Below are 26,761 nucleotides of genomic sequence, written 5' to 3'. Positions count from 1 at the left end.
CTGTCCGCGAAACCCCCTGCTCAACCAGGCTTTCAGGCATGAAATCACTTACTGTGCGGGTGGCTCGCTGGAGTGCGCGGCACCCCTGGCGGGCGGTTGTCGGATGGCTTGTGTTCGTGGCGCTGTGCCTGGTCGTCGGCGGGGCCGTCGGCATCAACAGCGCCAAGACGGCGGACTACCGCGTCGGCGAGGCGGGCCGGGCCGAGGCCATGGCGGCCGAGGGGCATCTGGAGCGCCGGTCCACTGAGCAGGTGTTGATCTCCGGCCGTTCCGGCGTCCTCGACAGTCGGGCCGACAAGCGGACCGCCGAGGCGGCAGCCCGGGACCTTACGGCGCGGATGAAGGCACTGCCGGAGGTCGAGGGCGTGGCCGCCCCGCTGTGGTCCGGAGACGGCCGGATCCTGATGGTCGAGGTGTCGCTGAAGGGCGAGGAGCGGGACGCGAAGGACAAGGTCGACGCGCTGGTCGCGCAGACCGGGGCCGTCCAGAAGGCCTATCCGCGGCTGCTGTTCGAGGAGACCGGCTCCCCCTCCATCAGCAAGGGAGTCGACCAGCAGCGCAGCGACGACCTGGCGCTGTCCGAGGCGATCACGCTTCCGGTCACGCTGATCACGCTGCTGATCGTCTTCGGTTCGGTGGTCATGGCCACGGTGCCGCTGCTGCTCGCCCTGTCGTCGATCGCGGCGGCGATCGGCCTGTCGATGGTGGCCTCGCATCTCTCCCCCGACGCCGGGGTCGGTACGAACGTCATCCTGATGATCGGCCTCGCGGTCGGCGTCGACTACACGCTCTTCTACCTCAAGCGGGAGCGCGAGGAGCGGGCCCGCAGCGGCGGCCGGCTGGGCGCCGAGGCGCTGGTGGAGTTGGCGGCGGCCACCTCGGGCCGTGCGGTGGTGGTGTCGGGTCTTGCGGTCGTCGCCTCCACCGCGACGCTGTATCTGGCCTCCGACGTGATCTTCTCCTCGCTCGCCACCGGCACCATCGTGGTCGTCCTGGTCGCGGTGGCCAGCTCCCTGACGGCGCTGCCCGCGCTGCTGGTCGTACTCGGCAAGCGGGCGGAACGCAGGGCACGGCGCCGGGCGGAGCGCGGTAAGCCGGCCCGGCGGGCGCGCGGCGAGGGCGGCGGCCGGATCTGGGCGGCGCTGTTGCGGCCCGCCGCCCGGCATCCCCTCGCCACGCTCTGCGTCTCGGTTCTCGCGCTGCTCGCCCTCGTCCTTCCGCTGACGGGCCTGAAGATCACGGAGATGAGCCGGGACACCCACTCCCGCGAGATCCCCGCGATGCGGGTGTACGACCGTCTCAACGAGGCGTTTCCCGAGCAACGGGTCACGCACGACGTCGTCGTACGCGCCGACGCCTCGCGCACCCAAGAGGTCACCGGGGCGCTGCGCGACCTCGCCGAGCGGGCCGACCGGGATCCGCTGTTCGCCGACGGCTCGCGGATCGTGACGTCGGCCGACCACCGGATCAGCGTTCTGCGGCTGAAGGTGCCGTATCTCGGCAACTCCCGTCAGGCCAAGACATCCCTGGACCATCTGCGCCACGACTATCTGCCCGCCACCGTCGGCCGGATCGCGGGCGCGGAGTACGGGGTCAGCGGCGACGTCGCCCGCTACGCCGACTATCCCGCGCACCAGAACAGCAAACTGCCCCTGGTGATCGGGGCGTTGCTGCTGGTGACGTTCGCGATGACCGTGTACGCCTTCCGTTCCGTGGTGCTCGGTCTGATCGGTGTCGTACTGAACCTGCTGTCGGCCGCGGCCGCGCTCGGGCTGCTCGTCCTCGTCTTCCAGGGCACCTGGGCCGAGGGGCTGCTGGACTTCCACTCCACCGGCTCGATCGGATCGCGCGTCCCGCTCTTCCTCTTCGTGATCCTCTTCGGGCTCTCCATGGACTACCAGGTGTTCGTGGTCAGCCGGATCAGGGAGGCCGTGCTCGCCGGCGTTCCCACCCGGCAGGCGGTGCTGGACGGTCTCCGTACCTCGGCGAGCGTGGTCACCAGCGCCGCGGTCGTGATGACGACCGTGTTCGTGAGCTTCGTCTTCCTGCACATCATCGAGATGAAGCAGATCGGCTTCGTGCTGGCGGCGGCCGTGCTGCTGGACGCCTTCGTCGTACGGATCATGGTTCTGCCCTCGGCCCTGCTGCTGCTCGGCGAGGCGACCTGGTGGCCGTCGCGGCCGGGGCCGTCGCGGACGAGGGGGCAGGCCGCGGCCGTGCCGGGGCCCGCGGCCCATGAGCACCCGGTGGTCGACGTACGTTGATCGGTATGACTGCTCTCGCCGGGCCCTCCGCCGACGCCTTCTGGGCCGCGTCGCTGCGCCGCTGGAACGCGGTGTGCTGGGTGCTGTTCGCGGCGATGGCCGTCGGGCTCGCCGCGATGGACCGGCCCGGCGGGAGCAGATACGGGGCGCTGGCGCTGCTCGGCTGTGTGGTGCTGTGCTACGCGCTCCTGGACCGCTTCCCCGGCAATCCCGTCGTACGGCCGCACGTCTATCTCTCGGTGCTGGTGCTCGCGCTCGGCGGGCTGGCGTATCTGCGCAGCAGCTATGCGGCGCTTTTCATGGTGACGCTGCCGCACTACTGGATGTTCGGGCGGACCCCCAGGGCCTCCATGGGGTTCCTGGGTCTTGCGACCGCCGCGACGCTGGCGGGGAGCTGGTCCCGGCAGGGCTGGTCGCTGGAGTTCTTCAGCGAGACGGTGGTGTCCACCCTGATCGTCGTGGCCGTCGGAGTCCTGATCGGCCTGTGGGCCCACTCGGTGGTCGCCCAGAGCACCGAACGGGCCCGGCTGATCGTCGAGTTGGAGCGGACCCAGGCGGAGCTGTCCGAGGCGCATCAGCGCCAGGGGGCGGCGGACGAACGGGAGCGGATGGCGCGGGACATCCATGACACCCTCGCACAGGGCTTCGCCTCGATCGTCGTGCTCGCGGAGGCGGCCCGGGCCGGGCTCGCCGCCGATCCGGCGCGCAGCGCCCAGCAGCTGCGCTCGATCGAGTCGACGGCCCGCGAGAACCTGGCCGAGGCACGGGAGCTGGTGGGCTCGGCGCAGCGGCAGGACGGTGCGGCGGCCGGCTCCGTGGCGCGGACGCTGCGCCGTATCCTCGACCGCTTCGCGGAGGACACCGGGCTCACGGTGGCCGCCGACCTGGCGGACGTCGTATGCGACCAGCAGACCCGGATCGCGCTGCTGCGCTGCACCCAGGAGTCCCTGGCCAACGTCCGCAAACACGCGCGGGCGTCCACGGTCGGGGTGATCCTGACCCGCCGGCCGTACGGGGTGGAGCTGGAGGTCACCGACGACGGCACCGGTTTCGTCCCGGAGGAGTCGGCGGGCTTCGGGCTCGACGGGATGCGTAAACGCCTGGCGGAACTGGGCGGCCGGCTGACGGTCACCAGCTCGGTCGGCGACGGGACCCGGATCCTGGCGGTGATTCCGCTGGAGACGAATAGCGAAGCGCGCGAGGGGATCGGATGACCTGCGAACGGATTCGGGTGATCGTGGTGGACGACCACACCGTGATGCGGGCGGGCGTGGTCGCCCTGCTCGCCGGTGAGGACGGCATCGAGATCGTCGGGGAGGCGGGGGACGGCAGGGCGGCCCTCGAACTCGTCGAGCGGTACGACCCCGATGTCGCGCTCGTCGATCTGCGGATGCCGGTGCTCGACGGTGTGGGGGCGACCGCCGAAATCGTCGCCCGGCATCCGCGCACCCGGGTGCTGATCCTGACGACGTACGACACCGACCAGGACATCGAGCGCGGCGTGGAGGCAGGCGCCATCGGCTATCTCCTCAAGGACACCACCCGCGAACAGCTCGCCGACGCGATCCGCTCGGCGGCGCGCGGTGAGACCGTCCTCGCGCCCCGGGTGGCCGAGAAGCTGATCGCGCGTATGCGCCGCCCGGTCCAGGACCCGCTGACCGCGCGCGAGACCGATGTGCTGGGCGCCGTGGCGGACGGCCTGACCAACGCCGAGATCGGCAGACGCCTCGTCATCACGGAAGCCACGGTCAAGACCCATCTGCTGCGCCTGTTCGCCAAGCTCGATGTGAACGACCGGACGCGCGCGGTGGTGGTGGCGCTGGAGCGGGGGCTGCTGCGGCGGCCCTAGTGCCCGCCGCATCGGCCGCATCGGGCAAGGTCGTTTGCCGGGCGGGCTGTCGGACGCTTCTGTGACCATGGTCCGGACTCCCCAAGTCCCCTGCTGTGGAAGGTCCGATGGCCACCGATCTGTACGGCATCCGCGTCCTCGACGTCGCTCCCGACGAGTTGCGCGTCCGGTTCCGCGTCTTCGTCGTGTACTACGACACCGAGAGCCGGACCCACGCACCGCTGCCCGACGATCCGAGCTTCTTCTTCTGCATGCTGTGGGAGGCGACGAACCGCCTGCCGCTCACCTCGCTCCACCCGCTGCGGATGGTCGGCGTCGACGAGGTCCTGGATGGTGAGTGGGTCGCCGCGCACACCCATCGGTACGTCCGGCGGATCGAGCGGATCGCCACCCGCAACCACCCCGTGGCCGAGGCCGGTTGGCAGCGCCTGAGCGACTTCTACTACGAGCGTGACGGCCGCTGGAAGGACGAGGACCTGCTCGCGCAGGCCGACTACGACGTCGAGGTCACCGACGCCCGCTGGCTGGAGTCGCTCAGCCCCGGCCATGGCTGGGCGACCGCCTCGTACCCGACCACGGCCGACCAGGTGCTGGAGGCGGACGCGCCCACGGTGCTGGACCTGCGGCGTCCCGCGGTGACGCTCGACCCGTTCCCGGACGAGGAGACCGACGAGGGCACCCCAAGCGATCTGGCCTTCTCCGACGACGGGCGGTATCTCGCGGTCACCAGCCAGGCGTGCGAGCTGGTGGTGTTCCGCACCGACGACTGGAGCGAGCACACCCGCGTCCCCTTCAGCGCCCTGTGGGGGCAGGACATCCAGTGGGTGCCCGGCACCCACCAGCTCACCAAGCGCGTCCGATGGGGCGGCGGCGAAATGGACGACGACGCCGCGACCCGCGCCTACGACATCGACAGCGGCGCCGAGGTGGATGTCCCCCCGCAGCCCCGCGAGGCCCGCTCGCGCACCGGCCGCTACCGGGCGGACGTCGGCTTCGGCCGCTACCGCGCCGATGGCGGCTACGGCGGCTTCACCGGTTTCGGCGGCTGGGTCGACGTCCTGTGCTCGTCCGGCGAATCGCCCCGCCGACTGCACCTTCCGCGCGGGAAGGAGTCGGTCGGAAGCGTCTCCTTCACCGGCGACGAGCCTGGCGACGAGACCCGGATGTTCGTCGGCCAGGGGAGCGATGTGCACATCCTGGACCCGGAGACCGGACGCGTCCTGACCACGCTCGCCGGAATCAAGTCCGATGCGATCGTCCGGCCGGACGGGGCCTATCTGGTGGCCGGCGGCGGGGAGGGCCCGGGCGACGACGGGATCGAGGGGGGCGAGCGGATCGACCTGTGGCGGGTCTGTGACGGCGCGCTGCTCATGCGCTGCCGGACCGGCGGCGACATCCTCCCCGCCATGGCCTGGTCGCCGGACGGCAGCACGCTCGCGGTCTCGGTGATCACCGGATACCAGGGGTACGGAGGCGAGTTCCGGATCTACCGCGCCGGGGCGCCCGTCGAGCCCCCGGAGGAGCCGCGGCTGACGCTCGAGGAGCTGCGCAAGCTCGCCGAGGACGCCTCGGCCAGGGACGACGCCCTCTTCCTGTACGACCAGCTGATCGAGCGCGAGGAGGACCCCGCGGCCGTCGGCAGGGCGTACCGGAAGAAGGCCGATCTGCTGCGGGAGCGGGGACGCGACCCGCGCGGCGCCGCCGAGGCGTACCGGCGGGCGATCGAAATCGGCGGGGCGACGAACGCCCTGCGCGCCGCCTACGACCTCGCCTCGGTGCTGTACACCCTGCGGGACTTCGACGGCGCTGTGGATGCCGCCCGGACGGCCCACCGCATCGCCGCCGGGCGCGATCTCGACCAGAAGAAGAACCGGACGTCGCTGGCCCAGATGGTGCTGCGCCTCGCCGACATGCTGCGCACCCGCGGCGGCGACGGCGACAACGAGGAAGCCCGCGCCGCCTACCAGCAGGCCCTCGACCTCGGTGTCAAAAAGCCCGCCTGGGCGACCCTCGGCCTCGGCTGGACGGCCCTCAACCTGGGGGACACGGAGACCGCCGAGCCGTATCTGCTGAGCGCGGTGGAACTGGCCGGAAGCGAGCTCACCACGCGGGGCTACGCCGCCATGCTGCTCGGCCGTATCGCCAAGGACCGCCGCGATCTGCCCGCCGCGCTGAAGTGGTACCAGAAGGCCTTCAAGGCCGACGACATCCACCGGCCGCTGGCCACCGGTCACCTGGGCGAGCTGCACTACTGGCTGGGCGACCGCGACGGCGCCCGCACCTGGTACGAGCGGTTGCTGAGGGCCACCCACGAGCCCGAGCTGATCGCCGAGGGAGCCTTCAGGCTCGGTGAGATGGCCGCCGAGGACGGTGACCGCGGGCGCGCGAGCGAGCTGCTGGAACGGGCCGCCGGGACCGGAAGCGGGGAGTTCGCCGAGCGGGCCCAGGAGCTGCTGCGCGGGCTGTCGGCGGACAAGTCCTGACTGGTGGGCTACGGATGTGGGGGTATTAGGGAGGGATATTGATGCCCTTGTGGCGTCTGAGCACGATAAGAGGCTCCTTGCCACTCGCTCCCTTGTGGAGGTTCCCCATGCGATTACGGACATGGGCCGCCGGCCTCGCGGCGGCCCTGCTGACCGTGGCCCTGTTCCCCGCGTCCGCGGAGGCCGACACCGATTCCGGTCCGCCCCTGGAAACCCCGGTGGCCGAGCTCGCCAAGGGTCTGCACTGCCCGACGGACCAGCCGGACACCGGTAAACCGACCGTGCTGTTCATTCCGGGCACCGGGTTCAAGGGCGAGGAGCCCTACGCCTGGAACTACATGGCCGAGCTGAAGAAGAGCGGCTATCCGTCCTGTTGGGTGGACTACCCCGGCCGCGGCCTGAGAGATATGCAGGAGACCGTCGAGTACGTGGTGTACGCGACGCGCACGGTCCACGAGCGCACCGGCCGCAAGGTCGATCTGGTCGGACACAGCCAAGGCGGCCTCCAGACGGCCTGGGCGCTGCGCTTCTGGCCGGACCTCGCGGCCAAGGTCGATGACGTGGTGACCCTGGGCGCCCCCTTCCAGGGCACCAGCATCGGCAGCGCCTGCCTGCCCCTCTCCCAGATCACGGGCTGCCCGGCCGCGTCCCTGCAGTTCGCCCGCCACTCGAACTGGACGAAGGCGCTCACCGCGAACGGCACCCCCATGCCCGCGGGCCCCTCGTACACCGCGGTCCACTCCCTGGCCGACGAGTCCGTGGTGATCGACGGAGAGCCCTCGGTCCTGCCAGGCGCCCGGAACATCGGAGTCCAGGACATCTGCCCCGGACGGGCATGGCCCAGCCATATGGGCCTGGTCGTCGACCTGGTGTCCTACGAGCTCGCCGCCGACGCGATCGGCCACTCCGGCCCGGCCGACCCCGGCAGGATCGATCGCGCGGACTGCGCCACCCTGCTCATGCCGCTCAACACCGAGGAAGCCGTCAAGACCCTGCCGAGCCTGCTGAGCCTCCCGCTCGATGTCCTGATCCACAGCCGGCCCTGGGTGCGCGAGGAGCCGCCGCTGCGGCCCTACGCGCGCTGACCGGGCCGGAGCTCAAAAGGAAGCCGCCCCGCGGCGGGGGTCCACGGGGCGGCAGCTGGGGGGTGGCGGCGGTGAGCGGCTAGGAGGCGGCGACCTTCCAGGTGCGGGAGGTGGTCAGCTTCTTCTGCAGGGCGGGGTCCTTGACCGCCTTGGTGTTGTCCGTGGCCTTGGCGGTGATGGTGTGCGCACGGCCGTCGGCGGTGATGCCGAGGGAGGCCGGGGTGACCGAGCTCTTGCCGCGCGCGGCGGTGACCTCGGTGCCGTCCACGGACCAGGTGATCGACGCGGATGCCGGGAAGGTGACCTTGATGGTCGCGTCGCGCTTGAGGGCGGTGCCCGTACCGGTGTTGCTGCCGAGCACGCCGGCGTGCTGGTAGAAGCCCGCGATCATCGCCTCCCGGCCGGGGAGGCTGAACTCCCGGCCGAGGGTGCGCATGATCGAGTTCTCGGTGGGGCGGTTGATGCCCTTGGGGTAGTAGCGCCCGCCCTCGTACGCGCCGACCGTGCCCCCGTCGGGCGAGGTCTGACCGATCCAGCGGTACCACTTCTTCTGCTGGGCGGTCAGCTGGGCCGCGGTCAGCTTGGTGGCGTTGGACTCCGTGGGCTCGGCTCCGGTGTAGGTGCCGTAGTCGTCGTAGACGTACTCGTCGGCCAGCTTGCCGAGGGAGTGGCCGGTCTCATGGACGGCCACCTGGTCGGAGTCGGCGTGGTCGGAGGAGGCGGTGGCGATGCCGTCGTAGCCGACCTGGGAGGTGAGGGTGTAGCCCGCGCCGCCGTACTTGGCGGAGTTGGAGAGCACGACCACCAGGTCGGCGTCCGGGGCCTTGGCGGCGTACGACTCGACCTTGGCGGTGTCGACGCACAGCAGCCGCTCGATGTCGTCGCACCAGAAGTACGACTTCAGCGCGGTGTCCTTGACGACGTCCTTGCCCGGGTCGCCGGAGACACCCGACTGGTTGGAGACCGCGTCCACCGACCAGACGTTGAACAGCTCCTTGTAGGAGGCGTACGGCTCGACGGCGGACATCTGCTCCCACTTGGACCGCAGATCGGCGTGGAAGTCGCCCTGCTGGGCGGAGGTGTAGCCGTCGCCGATGAAGACGACGTCGAGCTTGTCGGCCACCGGTCCGGTCTGGATGACCGCGCTGACATCGCCGTCGGCGGCCGCCTCGGAGGCGGACAGGGCGCGGTCCGCGCGGGCGATGCGGTCGGGGGTGGCGGCCGGGACCTCGGTGTGGCGGGGGTGGCTGCCGGGGCGGGTGAAGTACTCCACCTCATGGGTGCGCTCGGCGGCCGGGGCCGCCGCGGCGCTGCTGGGGGGCGGCGGCGGATCCGTGGTGGCCGAGGCCGTCGCGGCCAGTGCGGCCGCCAGAACGAAACCGCCGGCGACTGCTGCGGTGCGTATGGAGAAACGTCTGGGCAGACGTCTGCGCACGGTCGATACCCCCCGAACTCAACTTCGTAAGCAGCCAGTTAAGCACGATTAAGTCGCCGCTCAACCTAGGGGCTCGGGCCGCGATTCGGCAATGGGGATTAGGGAAGTCGCTAGTAATCGTCAGCAGTTGTCAGTAGTCACCGGCATCCCTCCGGCCCCGGCCGACAGTGTGTCAGATGTCGTCTCACCTTGTGTTTTCGGGGTGCGATCGCGATCCGTTCGGCGTCGGGAGCCGTATCGTCGAGCAATACGTCGAAGGGGGGAGGAGGGGGGCAGTGGTGGTCGGTGGGCCCCAGGATCCTGGCCGACGGACGGTCGCCGCCTCCTGCTCGACCGGCCCTTGATCCACCACCTCGACATGTTTCAATCCTCGCGTAAATGGACTTAGCTCGGTGATTAAGTTGCCGCCGAGGAGAAGAGGGCAGGGTGGGCGAGAGAAGCGCCGGGGACGTACGAACGGCGGACGGAGCCGCGGAGATCGGACGCCGGGTGCTCCGGCTGCGTACGGAACGGGGGCTCACCCAGCGGCAGCTGGCCGAGCCCGCCTACACCGCCGCGTATGTCTCCACGCTGGAGTCCGGGAAAGTACGCCCCTCCGAAGCCGCGCTGCGGCATCTCGCCGCACGTCTCGGCATCAGCTACGAGGAGCTGACCACGGGCCGCGACCCGCGCGACGCGGTCCGGCTGCGCGCCGGGCTCACCGACGCCCGCAAGACGCTGGCCACCGGCGACGCCAAGGACGCGGCCGCGCTGTTCGAGGAGCTGATGGCCGAGGCGGAGCGGCTCGGCTTCCGCGACGAGCGGGCCACGGCCCTGGTGGGGCTCGGCGACTGCGCACAGGAGACCGGCGAACTCGCCGCGGCCCGCGCCCACTACGAGGCGGCCGAACAGCTGCTGGCCGACGAGCCGCTGCCCCGGCGGGTCCCGGCCATCCGCGGACGCGCCGTGGCCCACTTCCTCTCGGGCGAGCTGCGCTACTCCTGCTACCTCCTGGAGAGCGCCATCGACGAGCTCAACGCCTCGGGCCTGCACGACCCCAACGCCCTGCTGCTGCTCTACACCGCCTCGATCGCCCCGTACATGGACATGGGCGCGCACGCCCGCGCCGCGCGCTCCGCCGAGTTGGCGCTCGCGCTGGCCCCCAGCGTGGACGACCCGGGGCTGATCGCCCGGCTGCACCGCGGCGTGGCCCGCACGCTCATCGCCGAGGGCCGCACCGCCGAGGCGGACGCCTCGCTGGCCAAGGCGCAGGAGCTGTACGAGCAGCTGCGCATCCACACCGACCTGGCCCACTGCCACTGGATGCGCGGCTACGTCCACGCCCAGGACGGCAACCTGGAGCGGGCGGAGCGCGAACTGTGCGTCGCGCGCGACATGCTGGCGTCCAAGCGGGCCGCGCTGTACGTGGTGCAGGTGGAGGTGGAGCTGGCGGACGTGCTGCGGCGGCGCGGGCGGACGGCGGAGGCGGAGGCGCTGCTGCTGCCGCTGCTGAAGCGGTCCACGGGGGATGGTGAACCTGAAGCCGAAGAGGACGGGGCGACGGGAGACGGCGGTGCGGCTTCCGGGCTCACCGCCGAGACCGGCGCGGTGCACGCGGGCGGGGCACACCGGCTGCTCGGCCTGATCGCGGAGGAGCGCGGCGACGCGGCGACGGCGGAGGAGCACTACCGCGCGGCCCTGTCCCTGCTGGAACGGACGGGCGCGGCGGGTGATCTGGCCGACCTGTGCCGGCTGCTGGGCGATCTGCTGCGCCGCGCCGGCCGCGCGGAGGCGGCGATGGACGCGTACCGCATGGGCCTGGGCCACCGCGCGGCCCCCGGCACCACCACCCTGGGCCCGGCCCCGGCGGAACCGCCGGTGTGAGGTGAAGAAACCGGTGTGAGGTAGAGAAAAAGGCCGCCGCGTGTGGGGGCCGCGGCGGCCTGGGCCGCGGGGTGGCGCGGCGTGGGACCACTGTGCCCCGCAACGGACCGGCGGGGAATCCACCCCTGGTCTCCCGTCACCCCCGCCGACCGGCGGGGGTGCTCCCCCCGATGGACGGAGGTAGCCACTCCACTTCGTACCGCGCATGCGGCAGGCTGTCCGGGCAATGAGCATGACAGCCAAGGGGAGGGAGCGGCCGGTGATCCGTGTGGCTGTGGTGGACGACGAAGCGCTCGTACGGTCCGGACTGCGGCTGATCCTGGGCACTGCCCCGGATATCGAGGTGGTCGCGGAGTGCTCCGGCGCCGACGCGGTGGCGGCGGTGCACAGCAGCGCGGCCGATGTGGTCCTCCTGGACATCCGGATGCCCGATGTGGACGGGCTGACCGTGCTGAGACGGCTGTTGGAGGCGGACCGCGCCCCGGCCGTCGCCATGCTGACCACCTTCGACGCGCAGGAGTACGTCACGGCCGCGCTGCGCGCGGGGGCCGCGGGGTTTCTGCTCAAGGACACCGATCCGGAACAGCTGGTCGGGGCCGTACGGACGCTGGCGCAGGGCGGCAGCGTGCTGGACCCGGGCGTCACCCGGGCCGTGATCGGCGGCTATCTGGCGGCCGAGGCGGAGGCCACGGCCTCGGCGGCGGTCGAGGCGCTGACGCCGCGCGAGCGGGAGGTACTGGCGCTCCTCGGGGAGGGGCTGGCCAATCCGCAGATCGCGGAGCGGATGGGGCTGGCGCCCAGCACCGTCAAGGATCATGTGCGGGCGCTGCTGGCGAAGTTGGGCGGGGTCAACCGGGTGCAGGCGGCGATCGTGGCCGACCGGGCGGGGCTGCTGGCGGGCGCTCCGTGGGCCGGGGGACCAGGGGGACCAGGGGGACCAGGCAGAACAGGGGGACCAGGCAGAACAGGGGCGGCAGGGGCGCCAGGGACGGCCGGTGCACCCGGGACGGCAGGGGCACCCGGGGGGCCGCGATGACCGCGATGACCGCCCCCGTGCTGCGCTGGGCGTCACTGCTCGTCCCCATGGCCCTCGCGGTGGCCGACGCGCTGCTGGTCAACGGCGTGACGCTGGGCCTGGAGCTGAATGTGTCGCTGGTCGCCGCCACCGCGCTGCTGCTGCGCCGACGGCTGCCGATGACCGTGTTCCTGGCCACGCTGCCGGGGATCCTCATCGGCTACGTCTGGTTCGCGCCCATGATCGCGATGTACACCGTGGCCGCGCGCCGCCCCGACCGCCGGCTGCTCGCGTTCTCGGCGCTGCTGCTGGCCATCGCGCACTTCGTACCGTGGCCGGTCTCGGACTTCGAGCCGACCGCGTACCGGGAGAACACCCTGACGCTGATCGACGCGTCCGTGACCTCCGTCGCCCCCATCGCACTGGGCCTGCTGGTGCGCACCCGCGGCGAACTGGCCGCCCGTATCGCGGACCTGACACACAGCCGCCGCCACGCCGACGAGCTGCTGGCCCAGCAGGTGCTGAGCACCGAACGGGCCCGCCTCGCCCGGGAGATGCACGATGTCGTCGCCCACCAGGTCAGCCTCATCAGCCTCCAGGCCGGGGCGGTGCAGATCAGCGCGGCGGACAGCCAGGCGCGGGAGAGCGCCCGGACGATCCGCGAGCTGTCGGTGCGCACCCTGGACGAGCTGCGCCACATGGTGGGCGTACTGCGCGCGGCGGGCGGCGACCTGGAAGAGCTCACCCCGCAGCCGTGCCTGGCCGATCTGCCGCGGCTGATCGAGCTGAGCGCGCTGGACGTGGACTACGAGGCGGACTACGGGGAGGGGGTGTTGGAGGACCTGGGGCAGTCGGAGGCGGTCGAACGGGCGGTGTTCCGCATCGTGCAGGAGGCGTTGACCAATGTCCGCAAGCACGCACCGGGCGCGCGGGTACGGGTCCGGGTCAGTGAGGTCGGTGGCACGGAAGGCGATGAGAAGGCCGTGCGGGAGCTGCGGGTCGAGGTGCGCAACGGGGCGCCCGACGCGACGGCCGCCGCGCCCGGCCTGCCGGGCGGCGGCCACGGCCTGATCGGCCTGCGCGAACGCGCCCAACTGCTCGGCGGCACACTGGAGGCGCGCCCCTTGCCCGACGGCGGCTTCGTCGTACGCGCCCGGCTGCCCGGAGTCCGGCCCGCGCCGCGCAGTCCTGGCACTGGTGCCACACCTGGATGACTGGTGGAGTCAGCGGTTCTGAAGGACGGAGATGCGTACGAAATCGCTCTCGTCCCGTGTCAAGAAGAGGGCGGATTCCTTCAGCGGAACCATAGGGACCTCCGTATCAATGCCCAGCGTCGTCGGCCGCCCCGTGGCCAGTGACACCTGAACCCTGGTCTGTGTTGAATCGTCGGTGACCTCTTCACCTTCGGAGACGACACCGTACGCGGTTCCATCATCTCGTACCGACGCAAGGAGCACCTCTTTGCGATCCCCGTCTCCAGCCAGGCACAAGCCGCTCCTTTGCCGCAAGTCGAAGGCCAGAGGACCGGCCGCCAGGTAGCGGCCATCCCGGGAAGCGACCGCAGGGTAGCCAGGCTGATCCTCATCCGGCCGCAGACTGCCGACGGAGCACGTCGTGGTCGCCTCAACCTTCCCGGTCTCAGCGTCGTGAACCGCCCAGATCGCCTCTCCGCTCTCAGCGGCCCAGCGGGCGACCAGATGCCCGCCGACCGCAGCCTCCACCCGCCCGTTCCAGCCTCCCATCAGGCTCCGCCGAGTCGAGGCACCTTGCGGGGCGACATCGAGACTGAACCAGCGGTTGGGCACTCCGAATCCCCCGGCGGCCATGTCGACGACTGGACCATGCGTGGACGTCGCCTCAACCTCACTCCCATAGCACGCCGCTTCGTCGCATTGCGCCATCAGTTCGTCGGCATCGCCATGCTGTGTAACTTTTCCTGTGGCCACATCCACGGAGGCCGCATAGTTATGGAGGGTGATTCCCTCTCCCCAAGTGATGAGAAGACCCGCACCGCCGTCGCGAACGGCCAGGCTACCGTTCCCGTCATCCACCGGTACGGAAACTTCACGCAAGGGTACGACCGCGCGACCGGAGCCCTGAACGGGATAAATGGCAAGTTGAACGACCTCTTTGCCGTTATGAAGGTCGTCCTTCCCCTTCATTCCGTGTCCCCAGGCGACGATGAATTCTCGCCCATCTTGGCTGACAACGGTCAGGTCTGGAATCTCGGCCGGAGTCCCGGTGTCCGGGTTCCCCTCCGCGTCGTCCATGGGAAAGGGAGGGTTCCATGGCTTGCCGGACCAGCGCATCGACCCCGTTTCGGCATCACGCACATGGACGGTGTAGCCGTTCGACGCGACGGTCATATACGCGACGTTGTTCGCCCGCCCCGCTACGGTCACAGGTATCGACTTCGTGGGATTCGGGACCCAGTTGAGGGTCTCTTCCCATCCCTTGGTTCTGTCATAAGCCGGGGGGACAGACAGCTTGGCGAGGGATTTCTCAGGATGCGCGTCTTTAGGAGATGGCGGTCGCTCCCGCTCACCGCTGTCGCCCGAACCTCCACCACACCCAGCGAGTAGCCCCGTCACCAGCGCTAAGCACACCGCCTGCTTCATGAATCGCACGCGCAGGCTCCCCCTCCCTCACAGCAAGGCATACCGGCCGAGGTGACCGACAAGCCTCGTATCAGACCACGGCACGGTAGACGCTAACAGCCGACTCGGTCCGGGGCTGCCCGTTCGCCGACCGTCGCGCCATACGCCCAGGGCCTGTTCGAGGGTGCGCGCGGGTAGCATGGGCAGCGCGCCAAGGAAGACCCAGGGGACAGATCCCGGTTTGCCGTGAGTATCTCCACGGGATGAAGCCGCGCCGGGGGGAGAGCGCGAGACACGGCCGAAGACGATTTTTTTCACCCGCGCACGAGGAAGCACGTGATGACCAAAGAGACACAGACGCTGGTTCTCGACGCTGTCGATTCTCGGCGAGTAGCAATGCTGCTGCGATGGCCACACACGTTCGGAGATGAAGCCCACTGCCTGGCACGGCTGATCCTCCGCCCCGCTCCCGTTCCAGCGGTTGCGGTACTGTCCGAAATCTCCAGCAATCGAGACAGTCGCGGCATCACCGGAGATATGGCGCGGGTAGCCGAGGCGTTCATGGAGAAGATGCGCCTCTACGCCCCACTTTCCCCCGAAGACATGGTGTGGTTCGCCCACTATGGCGAGTTCTCCTCGCCCGACGCTTTCGGAGCTCCGGAGACATTTACCCGGGTGGACATGGTTTACCGCGAAGGGCGATTCCATGACGACTTGAGCGGCCATCACCGCCTCACTCCAGATGAGGTGCGTGACCAAGTTTCACCCCTGCAACTCCACCCGGCGCCAGAGGTGCTTACCGAACTCCAATCCGTCCGGATCTAACGAGAAGGCTATCAACCAGGATGTCCCTGCCAACGACGCGGCGCCTGTCCGGCACAGCTCTACTCGGTTCGGTACGCGAAAACCTTTCCCATTACCGACAATCGGTCGAATCAACCGGAAGGCGTGTCGCGATCATCCGGTTCTCTGCATCGGACGATAACTCACCATCGTGGAAGCTCCGCATGGAAGCTTCGAGAGTTTCGGCCGAGCAGAAGGTCAAGGCCTTCTCTCACCTCGGGTATGAAGTCGACCATCAGATTCTTGCTCCCACTGTGTCCGATGCCGAATTCTCGGACCGGCTGAGCAGGCTGAATGAAGATCCGCTTACCTCGGCCGTGATCGTGCAGTTCCCACCCCCTCCCGAACTCGCGCCGCTGGTACAGCACCTCGCCCCGGCCAAGGACATCGACGGACTGCTGGAGGACCGGTCTTTGCAGCCGGCCTGTGCCACAGCCGACGGCATCACCCGCCTGGTTACACCGTTTGCCTCCGACAACCCCACCATCGCAGTGGTCGGCGCCCGGGGCTTCGTCGGTGGCGGAGTGGTACGGCTACTCGCCGCACAAGGGCATCAGGTACAGGAACTGGACGCAGGGGACGATCTGCGGGCTTTACGCGACGCCGACATCGTGGTCAGCGCCACGGGGCAGCCACACCTGCTCACCCGAGAGCACATTCATCCACACCATCGGGTCGTAGTCGACTCGGGGTTCATGCCCCGCCCCGACGGCACGGTGGCGGGAGACATCCATCCATCTGCCACAACAGTGCCGCAGTGCATCACGCCCGTGCCCGGTGGAGTAGGCCCGGTGGAGATGGCGGTCCTCATGGAGCGCGTCGTCCGCCAGGACGTTGACCCTGGCCTGAAGTCGTGGGCCTCACCCCCGGTCCCCTACCTGACTCAGTCGCAGGTCGCCGCAGTCAGTGCATCGGTGCCGACCCAGGGTGTCGGCCAGCGTGTCGCACCAGCCGCTCCCCCCGCCCAGGGGCTGCGTCTGCCGCAACCCGCACCACGGCAGGGCCAGAGCGGGAGATCGCTATGAACCTCCCCGATGCGCCGCTCACCGGCCTCAGCGTCGGCGAATACGGTGAACTGACCGCATACGAGATGGCCACCGAAGTCAACGCGGGCCGCTTGTCAGCGCGTGAGACGGCGTCTGCGGCCCTGTCGCGGATCGACCGCGACGACGAGGAGTTGCGGGCGTTCACTGCGCTGTGGCCATCACTGGCCGCCGAACGGGCGGAGTCGGTGGACCGGCAGATACGGGCCGGAGCGAGGCTCCCACTCGCCGGGGTGCCGCTGGCGGTCAAAGGCACAGAGGGACCGACATCCGCACAATCGATCCGCCTCATCGAAGCGGGCTGCGTCCCCGTGGGCGCGACAGCCACTCCCGGTCGCGGGACCCGCTGGCAGACCTGGGGTCATACGGACCGCGGACCGACCCTCAACCCCTTCAACTCATCGTGGACGCCGGGTGGGTCCTCGGCCGGCTCGGCTGTCGCGGTCGCAGCGAAGATGGTTCCCCTCGCCACGGGGAGCGACGGAGCCGGATCCGTGCGCATTCCCGCGGCCTGGTGCGGGATCATCGGGTTCAAGCCCACCAACGGCCTCGTACCTGCCCGTGACCGGGCCGGCCTGAACGTGGGCGGCCCCCTGGCCCGCCACGTAAGAGACGCTGCCGCCTACCTGGACGCGCTCGCGGGCACGACGACGCTGGGCAGTCTCGCACCTCCGCTCCGGGCTTTGCGAACTACCTGGTCGGCCACCCTGGGCTTCGCCGATACGAAGGCTCGCGTCGCCGAGACGGCGTATGCCTTCCTCAACGCCCTGGCCGATGCCCAGGCCGTCCAGATCCACGAAGCCTCAGTGCAACTGGTCGATCCGGCAGAGTGTTGGCAAAGCCTGCGCAGCTCCGCCGCCACGGACACGCCTCTCGCCGTTCGGACGAGGGAGTCCAACAAGAGCGAGCTCGATCGCATCTTCACCCAGGTTGACCTCATAGCCACCCCGACCACACCCTGCGCGCCGCATGGCCACGAAGGACCGGGAGAAGTGATGAGTGTGGCCCTGACCTGGGCCTTCAACATCAGTGGACACCCGGCCATCAGCATTCCCGCAGGCTTTACAGCGTCGGGGGAACCGGTCGGACTCCACCTGGTCGCTCGGCGTGGCAGAGAAGTGGATCTACTGGCTGTCGCTGTCGTCGCTGAGGCCATGGGCGCTGCCCAGCCGCCGTCTTAGGAGCACTGTTTCAATACTGGGGCTCGCTGTTGTTCCGCCGCAGGACTTCGTCGGCAGCAGGGTGAACGGCTTCAGCCGTGCCGAATGCGGCGCTCATGAGGTATGTCTCGAAAGCCTCCTGCGCATCGGGGCGAACCGCAGGGCGCGGCGGAGGCTCTTGGTGAGTGCCGGTGGCGCAGCTCGCCACCTGCAGATGGGGGGCAAAGGCGTGCAGCATCGAGATCCACTCGACCTCCGCCAGCTCCCGGTGCCCCGTCGGTGTGCAGTAACTGCGCACCCACGCGGCGTACAAGGCCGTGAGATGTTCAACGACTGCCGTGTGTCGGTACCAGCATGGCGGGATTCGATTGTGCAGCTCGAACGTGGCGGTCAGCCAGCTGACCCAGCCGGCGAGCTCCCGCATCTTCATGCGCCGCTCGGCAGGGGGCATCGCAGCCCACACCCAGCCGTTGGGCAGTACATCGCCCCCGGGCGCTTCCGGCTCTGCCACCCACAGTGCCGCTGAGTCGTTAAGCGGATTTCCGGGAAATTCGGGCATTATCGGTCTCCAAGGGGCCGGCTGCGGACGGACTCTGAGTCCGTGCAGAAAGCAGCTTCTTGAGGTCCTTGTCGCGGAAGGTGAGTCGCATTTTCACCTTGATCGGCGGCAGGTTGGAGTACTGGGCAATAGCGGTGAAATCCGGGAGTTGCTGTAGCGAGTGGACCGGCGCAAGGTCTGTCTCGGTGGGTGATGACGTCGTGGAGTATTCGCCGCGAGAGCGACCGTGGGAGGTGCGCATGGTCTCGGTCCGACCGTAGAGGCCGGAGAAGTATCGGAGAGTCTCCAGGTCTCCGCATCCTGGTAGCAGCATGCGCAGTCCTGAGGCAGACAGCACAGTGTTGGCCTTCTGCGCGCCGAGCTGGTCCCGTAGCTGGGACAGGTCATGCCAGACGGTCAGGACATCGATTCCCATCCCACGGCCTGTAGTGAGGATGTTCGGCAGCCGTGGATAGCGCAACATGTTTCCGGCCTCGTCGACCATCACCCCGAGCGACGGATCCAGTGGCTTCCCAGTGGCGTTGTAACGAGTTTCCGCACCATGGATGATCGATGCGATGATCGAGGTGATCAGCGGTGCGAAGCGCTCAGCGTCTGCCTCAGAGGCGATCAGACAAACAGTGCCGTTGTTGTCGAGAAGCTCCTCCACGCTGAAGTCCGTCGCGGCGCTGGTAGCCCGTACTTCCTCGTCGGCATAGACCCGGGCCAACACATTGAGAGTGAACTGGATGGAGCCGATGCCGTCCTCGTGCAAGCGCAGCCAAGGAGACGCGTAGTCGTCGGCAACTTCGTTGTAACCATGCGCGAGGAGAACCGCGCGGACGTGGTCGACCGCGTCCTTGCCCAAGGACAGCCAGCGGCGCATGTCGTTGATACCACCATCGCTGAGTTTGGCCGCGAGAAGCACGCCCTTCAGGACGTTACGGGCCTGGTCGATCCATGCGGCGGCACGCTTGTCGTCACTGGATGCGGACGCCTCGGCCATCCACGCGGCCATGCGATCGGCGGCCTTGGCGTCGGAGCAGTAGTCCACTGGCGACCAGCGATGGGTCTCCCGCCCAGGGATACCCGCGGGGGCGATCACCCACACTGGGCCGAGCTCGCGACGGCGGGCGTAGATGACGTCGAAATCAGCGGCCTTGGTGGTGGTCACTACCAAGGGGCCTTGCCATTCAAGCGCGTTCGGCAGAACCAAACCGGTGGTCTTGGACGAGCCGGGCACTCCAAACACAGTGGCGGAGATATTCGGCTGCGCGGCCACGATCCTCTTGGTACTGACTCCCCGCCCTGCGGTGATGCGGTTCGGCCGCATGCGCGGGTCCTGAGGGACAGCCAGTTTCCTCTCGGTCTTGGCCCCACCCCACTGAGCCCCACCCGTGCGCCCTTGACGGTTGACGAACGTAACCGCCTTGAATGCCAGAGCGAGGAAGGTGACAACCAGCAGCGTGAACAGCGAATAGAACACCCACGCCGGCGGAGCAGGGCTGAATGTCTCCGCTGGGCCGCGCACCAGGGAGGTGAGCACGGTGACGGGAACGCTGTCGCTGCTATGCGCCCAGCCTCGGCCGGTCAGGAGGGCTGCGAGAGGTCCCGCCAGCAGTGCGGCTCCGCCGACCGCCACAGCCAAGCCGGCCCCACATGCGGCAAGGAAGGTGCTGTCGTCCAGGGCGCCGCTGCCGCCTGATTTCGTCGGCTGAGCCATCACACCACCATCCGCTCATCCGTTTCGAACAATCGCTTCTCGGTGTGGGAGAGAATCAACTGCACCGCGTGGGAGGCGCCCCGACCGACCTTCCACAGCGCTCTGCCTCGTTCGCCGGCTCCCCATGAGCCGATCAACTGGCACTCTGCGTCCGTCAAACCGATCGCCTCACGCGTCAGGTTGAGGGGCTTGGTGTCCTGCGCGAGCTGGATGCGGGTTTCACAGGAGGCGATCAAGTCCTTGGCGAGGGCGACAGCTTCCGACCCCGCTGCACCGACCGCTTCGAAGTCGCTCAGGCGGTGCGTGGCCAGGAGCTGAATTGTTCCGGTCGCCCGGGACAGCCGGAGATCAGCATCGATCTTCCGCACCATGGCTGCGCCTCCCGAGCGCATCTGCCGCCACAGCTCGTCCCGTACGACGATCCACGGTCGCTCGCCCGGCCGGTCGATCGCGCTCTGGGCCCAGGAAGAGACACAGGTCAAGACCATGGCCACCGTCTCGTCCCCGTAGTGCTCCAGGGCGGAAATGTCGACGGATTGAATAGGCGCGTCCCAGTCCAGACCGATCGAGGTCTGCTCGTCGAACAGACCGCCGAGGTGTCCTGTGATCATTCCGCCGAGTGCCGACCGAAGCGACGTCATCTGCTCTCGCGCCAGTTGCACGTCATCCCCGCGCACCCGCAGTTCACGGGCCATGGTCTCGGTGGGGTCCTTCAGCTTCTCGTAGACGAGGGGGAGGGTTGGCACGCGCAGCCGACTCTGCCCGTACAGCTCACCGGTGACCTCCCGCAGCGCGATATCGAGGCACTCCTCCTCCTGGGGTTGAAGCGTGCGCCGTAGCTGGAGTTCCAACAACGCCTTGAGCAAGGTCAAACGGCGGCGATGGATCTCTTTGAGCCTGGCCTGGAGCTCCGCCCCGCTGCTGATCCTGTCCAGGTCGTGGCCCAGCGGGCCGGCGTCCAGGGGGTTCAGCCGGCCTGGCAGGCCGGGACCGAGCCGAACAGGCTCGGTCCCCAGGTGGTTGCACAGCCCCTGGTACTCGCCTTTGACATCGCCCGCGATGAGGGTTCTGGCTCCCAGTGCCATCATGCGGAAGCACAGGGCCTTGATGTGCGCGCTCTTACCGCTGCCGGGGATGCCGGTGACCATCACGTTCGGGTTGGTTGTCAGACCCTCGCGAACCCAGGCGGCCGGGTGGGCCGAGAAGGCTTGCATGGTCATGACGTCCCAGCCGATGTACACCCCGATCGGCGGCATGCTGGCGGCGTGGAGAAAGGGATAGAGGCCGCTGATCTGCTCGGAAGAGCCGCGAAACACCTCGGCCTTCGCCGGTGAGGCCGTACGTCCGGCGAATGGCTGGTTCCACCCCTTACGTGGAGCAACACGCATCGCGGCTTCGGGATCCTCGAGGAGGCGGGACCGCCGCAGATCACGACCGCTGAGCTGGGTATCGCGGGACGCCGGCCTCTCGTCCCCAGGGTCGAGCAGATCCGACAGAGACTCGGATTTCAGCGTGTTGTCGGTGCCCGATCGGCGGTTGAACAACAGCCCCATCAGATGCCCACCCTACGATCGGGCAGGCCTTGTCCCAAGGGCAGTGCCGCGATGGTGAAGGCGTCGTCCTGTGCGCCCCAGCACCGCCGGAGTTCGAGCCCTGCCTGTGAGGCGTCCGCTTGGAGCTCGGCGCATGCGGTCTCCAGCTCGTCCAGGGCCGTGACGGTGACGGCGAGCAAGCAGGTGGTACGCAGGACACCGTGGCCCGCGGCACGCGCCGCGTCCTGCTCTCGGGCGGCGATGGCCTCGCGGCGCTCGTCCTCCGACTCGGCCCGGCCGGTCTTGGCCCGTAGCTGACGCGCCGCGTCCCGTTTGGCCTTGTCGCGAGCCAATTCCGTACGGGCCTTTGAGGGGCCGATCGGTTCAAACATCAGGCTCAACGACCGGCGGGCGTTCTGCCTCGGCCGGAGCAACGGCTGGAGAAACGTGGCGTACACCTCGCTCTTGGGCAGGCCCCGCACCTGATAGCTGACCGTCCAGGCCCCGTCGTGCCGGTAGACGCCCCAGCTCGTCTCCGCTGCCGCGGGTCCTGCCAAGTCCGGGTCGACTCCGGGCTCGGAGCCTTGCCATTCCGGATCGGCCGCGGACGCGGTGCGCCCGGCCAGGGCAGGCTGAGCCTCCGGATCGTAAGCGGTTCGGATGACCTGGGCGACCCCACGCGGCGTCAGCCACTCCGCGATCTGCAGGCTCGCGCTGCTGATCGCGGGCTGCATCGCATGGATCTCGCGTACCAGGACCGCGGCTGCCCCGACCTGCCCACCGCCGGCTCCCTTGATCGCCAGGCGAGCGCGGGAGGCGGACAGGGTGATCGACAGATATGTCTCGCGCGTAGTGGCGGCGGGTCCCGCACTCATCATGAGATCGTCCAGCGCCTCCACGGCAGCCGCCGGCGCGTCGGGGGAGATGTGCCGCTCGGTCCAGGCCCGAAGCGCTGTCCCGTCATCGGGGAGGCTGCGCTGGTGCACTGAGATACGAGTGATGGCGCCGTCCTCCTTGCACTGGGCTCTCAGGAATGCCTCCCACGCCGCGACACGGGAGTCCTGCCGGTCGGTGTCGATCAGAGCCAGGCCGGGGAAGGTGACTCGGCAGATCGCGGTATAGGTCCCAGCGATCGGGTTGTGCATGACCCCGATCTTGCCGCCGAGCCCGTCGGGCGCTTCCAGCAGATGCAGCCGCGCCAAAGTGCCGGGCAGATCCATCGGCTGCCGCCCGTCCTTCGTACGGGGAGCGAACAAGCCGGAGAAGAACAGGTTCTTTCGTGTGGCCACGGAAATTTGATGCCTTACTGCGAGGACGATCCATTCGTTCGCGGTGAGCCCCAGGACCCGTCCGAAAGCGAGGAGAAGGAGGACAGCCGACACCGGCAAGGCGATGAATGCGGCGGTCCAGGAACGGATGTAGATGGGGACGACGGCGACGAGGGAGGCAGTGGCTACAAGGACGAACCCCAGACCACTGAGATTGCCCATGAAGCCGGAGCGCTCCGCTTGCCACCCGCCGTGAGTTGACGGGGCCGCTGAGGGCGTCGACATGGGTCAGCTCTCCTTCCGGGGCGCCGGGGCGGGTGGCGGGCTGTCCGGGGGGCTGGAAGGTATCGGCCTGGGAGGAGACGCTTCCGGCGCCGCCGGTGCTGCGTCGCCGTCACCTGACGGCGAAAGCGTGACGCCATGACGTCCGCCTGGGGAGCCTTGGCCGAGCCCGGCGTAGGCCGCGACGTTCGCCGTCGCGCTCTCCAGCGTGTCCTTTCCAACAGCCGCCAACTGCAGCCCGGTCCCCACACTGGCCTTCAGCTTGGAGCCCGTCGATCCGGACCCCTTACCCGTCGTGGCCTTTGACCAGAAGCCGCGGCCGGATCCGCTGCCCCCTGCACTTCTGTCGTTGTCGGACTCCAGCGCCTTGGTGTACGCAGACCCACCTCCGGCCATTCCCGGGCCGCCGAGAGCGGACTGATTACCTCCGAACATCGAGGACACGCTCGATCCGACAGAACTGAGCATCCCGGAGCCCGTACCGCTTCCTCCCCCACTACCGGTGAAGGTGATGAACCTCGCCAGCGTGGGCCATGACAGCCCAGCGATGATGAAGATGAGCAAGCCGACCAGAACGTTACGGACGCCCTCGCCCTGATTTATGACGCCGAAACCGATGGAGAAGCAGATGACGATCGCGGGCTTCATGAGAATCAGCGCGATCAGCGCATCACGGGCCTTGGGCCACCACTCCCGGGTCGAATCAGCGACCTGGCCTGCCAGAGCGATCGGCATGACCGACACGAGGATTATGATCCCCGCCTGTCGGATAAGTATCTCCACCCACAACGCGCCCACGGCCAGTATGCACAGAATGCTGATCACGATGACGAAGCCCACAGCGCTGACCGTTCCCACGCCGCTCTTGGCGATCAACGCACTACCGCCACCACCGATGAGTCCGGAGAACATTTCCCCCAGCCGCTGCTGCATGATCTTGGTGGCGTCCTCCTCGCCTTCACCACCACCCGCGAAAGTCTCGTTGACCAAGGCGGTGGAAAAGGCGTCCGACCAGTTGAGTGCCACCTGTGTGGCGAAGAGATAGACGCCGAGAATCACCCCCCACTTGGCCAGTCCTGTGATAGCTGTCACCAACGGTCCGCCACGCTGGCTCACGGCCAGCTTGGCGAACTGCACCAGCAGCAGGAACGTTGCGACCAAGGCAGACATCGCGGTCGTAACTCCGAGAATTAGACCAAGGCCGGTCTTGTTCAGGGAGATGGTCGAGTCGTCGTTGAACTCGACCGCGAATTCCTGGAGGAGCCATACGACGGATTGCCCCAGCTTGGCCGCGGCCTCTTCGAGAGCGTCTGCGGCAGCGTCCGACACCTTATCGACGACAAATTCCAAGAGGCCCTGTCTCTTGGTCTTGAACTTGAAGCCGAACTTGCGCAACGCCTTACTGTAACACTCAGAAGCAGTTCCTTCTCCATCTCGCACACACTTTTCCGCCCAATCCCATCCCCCTTCCTTCTTGAAAAAATCCGGGCCCTGGTCCCTCATTTCCCTGATACGCCTTAGCTCATCCTTGATATCACCCCCTTTCCCGTCGCAGACCTGTCCCTTGAGCTCGCAGTCCTCCGCAGGTTTACATCTCTGGCGCTTCTTCGGATCCGGGTCGGTGGTATCGCAGTACTCTCCCGTCTTCTCGTCGATTCCCCACCTGTTCCCGAACTCCACAGGGGGTGGGTCCGGGGGCTTTGCATTGGCCAATGCTGTCGATGGGGCCGCGACAAGGAGGAGCAGAAAAATACCCAGTAGCGTGCCGAGTCGGGCCGCAGCCCTATTCACTCCCGACCTCCTGCCAGCCGTCCTTGAAAGCAAACTTACTGTCGGGGAAATATGCGCTGGGACTCGACTTCAGCTTGACGTACTTCGGCTCATCCGTCAGCTTCCAGTCTCCGTCCTGCCATTTGACGATGAGGCAGTCGAGCTGGTCCTTGAGCGGGTTACTGTCACCGCCCTTGCCCTGCACCGTGCCGTAGCGGTCGTAAACCATCCACACCTCGACGACGTCGCCGTCATCGTCAAGCCTCCTGATACGCACCGCCTCGACCACAGTAGAGAAGGTAATACGGTCCGGCGCGCCGCCCGACGGCGGCAGGCCAGCCGCCTCACGGATCGTGCGGACTTCGGAGATGCGCTCGTCAATGGAGTCCCGGGAATCCCGCGAGGTGATGGTGTCCAACTGCTTGCGCAGGAGCACATCGTCGATGATGTCCATGTCCTGCATGTAGCTGATGGCCGCGGACTCAGCCCCCCAGCTCGAGTGTTCAAAGCCCACTCCGATGCCGTTCTTGCTCGTGCGGGGTTTCAACAGCGGAAGCTTGGGTGCTGTCTCAGGGGTGTCGCCCTCAACCCCACCAGAGGAGCTGGGCCGCGGGCTGGCAGTCTTCTCCGACTGTGTCGGGGTCGACTTGGCGCGAGAGCTCGCCTTGGAGTCGTCACCATCAAGGCTTGTCACCGCCAGAACCCCGCCCCCGACAACCACCGCACCTACCAGCACGCCGATACCGAGCAACCGCAAACGAGCCGCACGCGCCTTTTTGCTGTTGTAGTGCACTGGTGTGGCACCTTTCACTGCGTCATGTTGTAGAAGGCGAGGACCAGACCGCTGGTCACCCCGATACCCATGCCTGAAATGACACTCCAGAGAATTCCCTGCTTACCGCGCGCCGCAAGCCCAGCCCGTTCGGTGTTCTGTCCGATGGCCACGCAGGCCCAACCGACAAGCCCACCCAGTACCGCCATGCTCAAGCCGATTCCCGCCGCCCAGCCCAGGACCTGCCCCGTAGGCGTCTGGAGGGTCCCCGGAACGGATGGCTCGTAATCCGGAACGATGGGGTCTTCAGAGTCCTTGGGGTCCTTGGCTGCGATGAATTCACCCAGGCTGTTGATGGCATGCATCAGCTGACTCACGGTGCGGTTTACCCCTTGACTAAGTAAGATCGGACTGTTGAACGAGGGTGGAGTCGCCGCTGGGCGCAACCGGGGCAGGAACCGGTGCAGCTGGCAGAGGTTCACCCCACGTCTTGTGCAGCGAGGCCAAGACAGCGCGGGCGAGCTCCGCTGCGGCCTCCAGTGTGCGATGCTTCAGCCGGGTCGGCTCGGCCAGCCCGTGTGTGCGGATATGCGAATCGAACGGCACGTTCACCACTGCGGACACCCGGTCCTGCAGCATCGTCGTCGCGGCCCTCACGGAAGCCGGTGGCCGCCCTTCGCTGATCGCCGCGAGAGCAATGACAGACCGTTGCAATGGGAGGCCTTCAGCGGAGGCCGCCATCACCATCGTCTGAAGTGCCTGCACTCCCGCCCCTGTGGCTGCCGCACAGAAGACCGGGACAGAGAAGGGCAGCCCACACCAAGCCGAGGTGATGCCGTCCCTCCCTTCACACCGTGCTGCGACGATGTCGTGTGCCACTGGATGTGACGTGTCAGCCACCACACACTGCCAGCCGCCGCCTGCGGCAAGTTGATACCACGCGGCAGGCTCCTGAGGCAGTCTCAGAGGTGCGCTACTCCATTGCTGATGATCGGTGAGAACCTGCCAGTTACGTCCGCCGGGTCCATCGCAACGGGAGGCTGCTGTGAGTACCTGACTTCGGGTGAACACTCGGTCTGCGGGCACTGAGACCAGTCCCTCACCCGGTTCATCTGTCCAGGATGGCCATGGTGAGGTCAGACGCGGGCTGGTGTCGAGAACGACAGCCTCCCCCATAGGAGACAGCGCACACGCCACCAGGCCGGCAATTGCTGAGCGGCCACAGCCACCCCCAGCACC

The 26,761-nt window shown here is 68.2% G+C and carries 20 protein-coding genes and 1 pseudogene; 11 read left to right on the top strand and 10 right to left on the bottom strand.

Going from position 1 to position 26,761, the window contains the following annotated elements; genetic code table 11:
• Positions 1–38 precede the first annotated feature (38 nt).
• From ACH4U7_RS25030 to ACH4U7_RS25010, 5 genes are all read left to right on the top strand, one after another.
• Positions 39–2,264: an MMPL family transporter gene (locus ACH4U7_RS25030; protein ID WP_398530064.1), complete on the top strand. Its 2,226-nt coding sequence runs from the start codon at positions 39–41 to the stop codon at positions 2,262–2,264.
• A 5-nt stretch (positions 2,265–2,269) separates the two neighbouring features.
• Positions 2,270–3,478: a sensor histidine kinase gene (locus tag ACH4U7_RS25025; RefSeq protein WP_398530063.1), complete on the top strand. Its 1,209-nt coding sequence runs from the start codon at positions 2,270–2,272 to the stop codon at positions 3,476–3,478.
• A complete protein-coding gene (locus ACH4U7_RS25020) occupies positions 3,475–4,113 on the top strand; it encodes a response regulator (RefSeq protein ID WP_398530062.1) in 639 nt (212 codons plus the stop codon). Before ACH4U7_RS25025 ends, ACH4U7_RS25020 begins: the two co-directional genes overlap by 4 nt.
• A gap of 107 nt (positions 4,114–4,220) precedes the next feature.
• Positions 4,221–6,596, top strand: coding sequence for a tetratricopeptide repeat protein (locus ACH4U7_RS25015; RefSeq protein ID WP_398530061.1), 2,376 nt, complete (start codon positions 4,221–4,223; stop codon positions 6,594–6,596).
• Positions 6,597–6,703: 107 nt separating this feature from the next.
• Positions 6,704–7,681 (top strand): esterase/lipase family protein, encoded by a 978-nt coding sequence (locus tag ACH4U7_RS25010; RefSeq protein WP_398530060.1) that lies wholly within the window; start codon positions 6,704–6,706, stop codon positions 7,679–7,681.
• A 79-nt stretch (positions 7,682–7,760) separates the two neighbouring features.
• Here ACH4U7_RS25010 and ACH4U7_RS25005 read toward each other — a convergent pair whose 3' ends face one another.
• Complete coding sequence (locus tag ACH4U7_RS25005) at positions 7,761–9,116, bottom strand: M64 family metallopeptidase (protein ID WP_398530059.1); 1,356 nt, start codon at positions 9,114–9,116, stop codon at positions 7,761–7,763.
• A gap of 426 nt (positions 9,117–9,542) precedes the next feature.
• On the opposite strand from ACH4U7_RS25005, the gene ACH4U7_RS25000 reads away from it, so the two are divergent.
• From ACH4U7_RS25000 to ACH4U7_RS24990, 3 genes and pseudogenes are all read left to right on the top strand, one after another.
• A complete protein-coding gene (locus ACH4U7_RS25000) occupies positions 9,543–10,979 on the top strand; it encodes a tetratricopeptide repeat protein (protein WP_398530058.1) in 1,437 nt (478 codons plus the stop codon).
• 259 nt (positions 10,980–11,238) lie between these two features.
• Positions 11,239–11,898: pseudogene (locus ACH4U7_RS24995) on the top strand (response regulator); the annotation flags it as partial.
• A 113-nt stretch (positions 11,899–12,011) separates the two neighbouring features.
• The gene (locus ACH4U7_RS24990) at positions 12,012–13,208 is read left to right on the top strand and encodes a sensor histidine kinase (protein WP_398530057.1); all 1,197 of its coding nucleotides are present in this window, start codon (positions 12,012–12,014) and stop codon (positions 13,206–13,208) included.
• 9 nt (positions 13,209–13,217) lie between these two features.
• On the opposite strand, the gene ACH4U7_RS24985 is transcribed toward ACH4U7_RS24990, so the two are convergent.
• A complete protein-coding gene (locus ACH4U7_RS24985) occupies positions 13,218–14,360 on the bottom strand; it encodes a hypothetical protein (RefSeq protein WP_398530056.1) in 1,143 nt (380 codons plus the stop codon).
• 570 nt (positions 14,361–14,930) lie between these two features.
• Here ACH4U7_RS24985 and ACH4U7_RS24980 point away from each other — a divergent pair.
• Genes ACH4U7_RS24980 through ACH4U7_RS24970 form a run of 3 tightly spaced genes read left to right on the top strand, consistent with a single transcriptional unit; the run spans position 14,931 to position 17,658 of the window.
• Positions 14,931–15,416 carry a hypothetical protein gene (locus tag ACH4U7_RS24980; protein WP_398530055.1) on the top strand — a complete coding sequence of 162 codons (486 nt, stop codon included), beginning with the start codon at positions 14,931–14,933 and terminating at the stop codon, positions 15,414–15,416.
• 20 nt (positions 15,417–15,436) lie between these two features.
• Positions 15,437–16,459: a tetrahydrofolate dehydrogenase/cyclohydrolase catalytic domain-containing protein gene (locus tag ACH4U7_RS24975; RefSeq protein WP_398530054.1), complete on the top strand. Its 1,023-nt coding sequence runs from the start codon at positions 15,437–15,439 to the stop codon at positions 16,457–16,459.
• A complete protein-coding gene (locus ACH4U7_RS24970; protein WP_398530053.1) occupies positions 16,456–17,658 on the top strand; it encodes an amidase in 1,203 nt (400 codons plus the stop codon). The genes ACH4U7_RS24975 and ACH4U7_RS24970 overlap by 4 nt, the downstream gene beginning before the upstream one ends.
• Positions 17,659–17,668: 10 nt before the next feature.
• Here ACH4U7_RS24970 and ACH4U7_RS24965 read toward each other — a convergent pair whose 3' ends face one another.
• Genes ACH4U7_RS24965 through ACH4U7_RS24930 form a run of 8 tightly spaced genes read right to left on the bottom strand, consistent with a single transcriptional unit; the run spans position 17,669 to position 26,287 of the window.
• Positions 17,669–18,196 (bottom strand): hypothetical protein, encoded by a 528-nt coding sequence (locus ACH4U7_RS24965; protein ID WP_398530052.1) that lies wholly within the window; start codon positions 18,194–18,196, stop codon positions 17,669–17,671.
• Entirely contained in the window at positions 18,168–19,898 is a 1,731-nt protein-coding gene (locus ACH4U7_RS24960; protein ID WP_398530051.1) for a type IV secretory system conjugative DNA transfer family protein, read from the bottom strand. The genes ACH4U7_RS24965 and ACH4U7_RS24960 overlap by 29 nt, the downstream gene beginning before the upstream one ends.
• Complete coding sequence (locus ACH4U7_RS24955; protein ID WP_398530050.1) at positions 19,898–21,451, bottom strand: type VI secretion protein; 1,554 nt, start codon at positions 21,449–21,451, stop codon at positions 19,898–19,900. The genes ACH4U7_RS24960 and ACH4U7_RS24955 overlap by 1 nt, the downstream gene beginning before the upstream one ends.
• Positions 21,451–22,983 carry an SCO6880 family protein gene (locus tag ACH4U7_RS24950; protein ID WP_398530049.1) on the bottom strand — a complete coding sequence of 511 codons (1,533 nt, stop codon included), beginning with the start codon at positions 22,981–22,983 and terminating at the stop codon, positions 21,451–21,453. The genes ACH4U7_RS24955 and ACH4U7_RS24950 overlap by 1 nt, the downstream gene beginning before the upstream one ends.
• Before the next feature lie 3 nt (positions 22,984–22,986).
• Positions 22,987–24,771 carry a hypothetical protein gene (locus ACH4U7_RS24945; RefSeq protein ID WP_398530048.1) on the bottom strand — a complete coding sequence of 595 codons (1,785 nt, stop codon included), beginning with the start codon at positions 24,769–24,771 and terminating at the stop codon, positions 22,987–22,989.
• Positions 24,764–25,543, bottom strand: coding sequence for a hypothetical protein (locus ACH4U7_RS24940; RefSeq protein ID WP_398530047.1), 780 nt, complete (start codon positions 25,541–25,543; stop codon positions 24,764–24,766). The genes ACH4U7_RS24945 and ACH4U7_RS24940 overlap by 8 nt, the downstream gene beginning before the upstream one ends.
• Before the next feature lie 14 nt (positions 25,544–25,557).
• A complete protein-coding gene (locus ACH4U7_RS24935) occupies positions 25,558–25,899 on the bottom strand; it encodes a hypothetical protein (protein WP_043487073.1) in 342 nt (113 codons plus the stop codon).
• Between the two features lie 19 nt (positions 25,900–25,918).
• Complete coding sequence (locus tag ACH4U7_RS24930) at positions 25,919–26,287, bottom strand: hypothetical protein (RefSeq protein ID WP_398530046.1); 369 nt, start codon at positions 26,285–26,287, stop codon at positions 25,919–25,921.
• Between the last annotated feature and the right edge of the window lie 474 nt (positions 26,288–26,761).

The sequence above is a fragment of the Streptomyces sp. NPDC020845 genome, assembly GCF_044334165.1.
GTDB lineage: Bacteria > Actinomycetota > Actinomycetes > Streptomycetales > Streptomycetaceae > Streptomyces.
This window is presented reverse-complemented; position numbering and strand designations above follow the sequence as displayed.